Origin of the sequence: Embleya sp. NPDC059213 (genome assembly GCF_042754445.1) — a bacterium.
Taxonomy (GTDB): domain Bacteria; phylum Actinomycetota; class Actinomycetes; order Streptomycetales; family Streptomycetaceae; genus Embleya.
Map to the genome: position 1 here is coordinate 1 of NZ_JBHZAV010000357.1, position 4362 is coordinate 4362.

The 4362-nt window shown below is 71.1% G+C and carries 3 protein-coding genes and 1 pseudogene; 2 read left to right on the forward strand and 2 right to left on the reverse strand.

Translation table 11 applies throughout. The features are described 5' to 3' along the window. Nucleotides 1-427: 427 nt before the first annotated feature. Nucleotides 428-1030, reverse strand: coding sequence for an NADPH-dependent FMN reductase (locus ACFXMF_RS46980; RefSeq protein WP_379989921.1), 603 nt, complete (start codon nt 1028-1030; stop codon nt 428-430). Between the two features lie 99 nt (nt 1031-1129). Here ACFXMF_RS46980 and ACFXMF_RS46985 point away from each other — a divergent pair, with 99 nt between their 5' ends. Beyond that, nucleotides 1130-1966 (forward strand): helix-turn-helix domain-containing protein, encoded by an 837-nt coding sequence (locus tag ACFXMF_RS46985; RefSeq protein ID WP_379989922.1) that lies wholly within the window; start codon nt 1130-1132, stop codon nt 1964-1966. Between the two features lie 233 nt (nt 1967-2199). Here the strand turns inward: ACFXMF_RS46985 and ACFXMF_RS46990 are convergent. Continuing rightward, a pseudogene (locus tag ACFXMF_RS46990) lies at nt 2200-2364 on the reverse strand (hypothetical protein); the annotation flags it as partial. Between the two features lie 219 nt (nt 2365-2583). Between ACFXMF_RS46990 and ACFXMF_RS46995 the strand changes: the two are divergent. Continuing rightward, nucleotides 2584-4098: a M1 family metallopeptidase gene (locus ACFXMF_RS46995; RefSeq protein WP_360321962.1), complete on the forward strand. Its 1515-nt coding sequence runs from the start codon at nt 2584-2586 to the stop codon at nt 4096-4098. Nucleotides 4099-4362 lie beyond the last annotated feature (264 nt).

The following is a 4362-nucleotide window of genomic DNA, read 5'->3' on the forward strand; positions in this document are numbered from 1 at the left end:
AGTTCCCGCGGGCGGCGCGGAGCCGTTCGAGGGCCTGCTCGCGGGCGGTGCGGCCGGGCTCGACGAGCAGCGCGGCGTCGTCGGCCAGGGACGTGGCGTCGGAGGTGGCGGCCCGGATGATCCGGGCCAGGTCAGCGGGCGGCGGAAGCGGCTTGTCCATGCGCGACATGGTCCCAGTACCGTCCGACGTCCACCACCGGATCCGGTGCACCGAAGGCCGCCCCCTCCGGGTGCACCGATGCCGGAACCGACAGGGGCGTCCGCCCGCGGGTCGGATCGGCGCATGCCATGCACCCGAACACGATCCGAACCGACCTGCGGAATCGGCCTTCCCCGGCGCTGTGTTCACGCCGTCGTCGACGCACTCACGCTCGCCGACCCACTGACGCACCAACGCTCGTCGACCCACTCACGAGCGTCGCCGTCCTCACGCCGGATACGGAGCGGCCCGGCGAGCCGAGCGCAGGGCCCCGGCCCACCACGCCAACTGGTCGAAGAGGGCTTTGGCGTACCCGGCCGCCTCGGGGTCGGTGGGGCTGCCGTCCTGCCATGCGGTGAAGTAGTTGGGGAACGCGAGGCCGTCGCGAATCGTCACCGCGTGCAGCTCGGAGAGCACGTTCTCCAGGTGCAGTACGGCGTGCCGGCCGCCGGCCGCGCCGCCGTAGCTGACGAACGCGACGGGCTTGGCCGTCCACTGGGTGAAGTGCCAGTCGATGGCCGCCTTCAACGATGCCGGGTAACTGTGGTTGTACTCCGGGGTGACCAGGACGAACGCGTCGGCGTCCGCCAACGCCGAGGTCAGGGCCGCCATTCCGGCCGGGCGGGGGTAGTCGTCGCCGGTGAGCTTCGGCGACGCGGCGGGCAGGGACAGCGGGATGTCGATGTCGGCCAGGTCGACGATGTCGACGTCGAAACCGCCGTGCGCGTCGGCCTGGGCGGCGACCCACGAGGCGACGACCGGGCCGAACCGTCCTTCCCGGACGCTTCCGATGATGATCGCGAGCTTGTGCTTGTTCTCCATGCCCACCATCGTCGGGCCGCGCCGGGAGCACAACCAGACCGTGCTCGGGCCGGCCCCGACAGGGCCACCCTGCCGACCGCGCGCGGCAATCGCCCTATGCTCGGAGGCATGGGTACGCCGTTGGGGGACTTCATCCGCGCCAAGCGCGACAGCGTGCAGCCGGCCTCGCTGGGGATCACGGATCACGGCCGCCGCCGCGCGCCCGGGCTGCGCCGCTCGGACGTCGCCGCGCGCGCGGGTATCAGCGTCGAATACCTGACCCGCATCGAGCAGGGCCGCGACCGCAACCCCTCGGCCGCGGTGCTGAACGCGGTGGCCGACGCCCTGAGCCTCGACCCGGCGGAACGCAACCACCTGCGCTACCTCGCGAAGATCGTCTCGGGGGAGTGCCCCACCCACACCCGTCCGGCGCCACCGCCCCGCGATGTGCGTCCTACGGTCCTGGCGACCCTCCGCCTCCTCGAACCCGGCATCGCCCTGGTGACCAACCGAGTGGGCGACCTCCTGGCCTACACCGGCGCCTACGCATCGATCATGGCCGAAACGGGACTGCTCGACGGCGACGCCGCGAACCTCACGAGCTACGTTTTCACCGATCCCCGCGCCCGGACGTTCTTCGCCGATTGGGAAGACGTCGCCGACGAGCAGGCGTTCGACCTGTGGCTCGGCCCGTCCGCCGAGAACTTCCAGTGGCTCAGCGCGGAACTCGCGCCTGCGGCCGGCCCCGAGTTCACCCGGCGGATGAACCGCCAAGTCGTGCCACGACGCGGCGCCCTCAGGCTCAACCACCCCTCGGGAAGCGAACTCCGGCTGATCCGCGAGACACTCGAACTCCCTTCGGACGCCCAACAGTTGGTCGTCTTCCTCCCGGCGGACGAAAGCACGGCCCAGGCCGTCGACCAGCTCCGCCACCGCCCCGACAACCGCCTCCGCGCCATCTCCTGACCCGCCACCCCGGCACGTCCGGCCCGGTGGCAGCGGACGGCTGCGGTCCGCTGCCGGGGGCAGGGTGGTGCGTGACTACTGTGCGGGCAGGGGGGCGGTCGGGGTTTCGGGGGCCGGGGCCGGGGTTGGGGCGGTGGGCATGAGTCGTAGGGTGCGCACGGGTGCGAAGAGGAGCGGGACGCAGGAGAACAGGCCGGCGACGCCGACGATCCACAAGGTGGGGCGGACGCCGATCAGGCTGCCGAGCGTGCCGCCCAGGAGTGCGCCGAGCGGGATGAGTTGACGGCGAAAGCCTCGGTCGCCGCCGGTGCCTCCCGGTTGAGCTCGGTGAAGTGCAGCGTCGGCGGGACGGCGCCGTGCTCGACCGCGAGTGTCGCGGCGATCAGCCCGATCACGCCTGCGGCGGCGTCGTGCGCTCGGTTTCCCGAGCGCTTCCCGCCGCGCCTTCTCGGCCCACCATGTTGCTGCGATGGGGCCGCAGGGTGGTCCGGGTCGCTGCGCCGTTATTTCGGCTTGCTTTCTTCCGGTGAACATCCGATCGTCCGAGCGTAGGACGGGGCCCGTCGGGACAAGGATCGATCCGACCCGTTTTCCCAGTGACCCTGTGGAGGACCACTGTGCGCAAGAGGCTGATCGTCTCTGCCGCCGCCGGCGCGCTCGCCCTGCTCGTGTCCGTCCCCGCCTCCGCCTCCGCCGCCCAGGTCGGCCCGGGAGCGGCGGGTATCGGCGACCCCTACTACCCGACCGCCGGCAACGGCGGCTATGACGTCTCGCACTACGACATCCGGCTCAAGTACCAGCCCGCCACCGACGAGTTAGAGGGCACCACCACCATCCTGGCCACCGCGACCCAGGACCTCACCCGCTTCAACCTCGACTTCGTGCTCAAGGTGAAGGAGGTGCTGGTCAACGGCCGTACCGCCAAGTTCGCCGGCACCGGTGAGCACGAGCTGGAGATCACCCCCGCCCGGGTGATCGCCAAGGGCAGCCCGATCACCGTCGTCGTGCGCTACGCCGACAAGCCCGGGGAGGTCGAGCGCGGCGGCCAGTCGGCCTGGCTGCGTACCCCCGACGGCGGTGTCGCCGCCAACGAGCCGGAGGGCGCGGCCTGGTGGTATCCGAGCAACGACCACCCGACCGACAAGGCCACCTTCGACGTCTCGGTCCTGGTGCCCGACGGCACGCAGGTGATCAGCAACGGCACCTCGACCCAGAGTTCGCGCGCCGGCTGGACGCGCTACAACTACCGGCAGGCCAAGCCGCAGGCCACCTACCTGGCCACGCTGGCGATCGGCCGGTTCGACATCCGCACCGACACCACCCCGGGCGGCCTGCCCATCCTCACCGCGTACAGCAAGGACCTCGGTGCCAACGCCGGTGCGGCGCAGGCCAGTGTCGAGCGGACCGGCGAACTGGTCGACTGGCTGAGCGGCTACTTCGGCGCGTACCCGTTCGGCACGGTCGGGGGCTATGTGCCCAACGTGCCCACCGGGTACGCGTTGGAGACCCAGGGGCAGATCTTCTACAGCCCCGCGCAGTTCGCCCGGGGCGCCAACACCTCCGTCGTGGTACACGAGTTGGCGCACCAGTGGTACGGGGACAGCGTGTCCGTGCAGCGCTGGAGCGACATCTGGCTTAACGAGGGCTTCGCCCGGTACTCGCAGTGGTTGTGGTCCGAGCACGAGAACGAGGGCACGGCCCAGGAGTTGGCCGACTACGTCTACAACCTCTACCCGGCCGAGGACGCGTTCTGGACCGTCAAGCCGGGCGACCCGGGCGCGGACCACCAGTTCGCCGGCGCGGTCTACGACCGGGGCGCGGTGGCGGTGCAGGCGCTGCGCAACGCCGTCGGGGACGAGACGTTCTTCCGGATCCTGAAGGGGTGGCCGACCGAGCGCAAGTACGGCAACGCCACCATCCAGGACTTCCAGGCGTACGCGGAACGGATCTCCGGCAAGCCGCTGGGCGAGCTGCTGAACACCTGGCTGTTCACGGCGGCGAAGCCGGCAGCGGGGTCGGCCGGTGTGGTGGCGCCGAGCCCGGCGAGGAGCGCCGCGGCGGACGTGCTGCCGGAGCCGAAGTCCTGGAAGAAGATCCAGGAGACCAACACGGTGCACGAGCACCGGGATTGACGGTTCGTTCGATGCGTTCGGTTCGTCCGATGCGTTCGGTTCGTTCGGTTCGTTCGAGGTGAACTCCCGAACGGTCCGGCCGTCCGTGGGTGAGCGGCCGGCCGGGCCGTTCGGTGCGCTTCGCGGTGGAGCGATTCGGCCACGCCGGGGGCGAGGGTCGTCCGGCCGGCCCGCGTCGGCTCGGCCGGGTGTCGTCGACCCGGGGCGGCCGGTTCGCCGAACTCCGGCTATGGTCCCGCCATGGCCGTTCGAGAGATCATATCA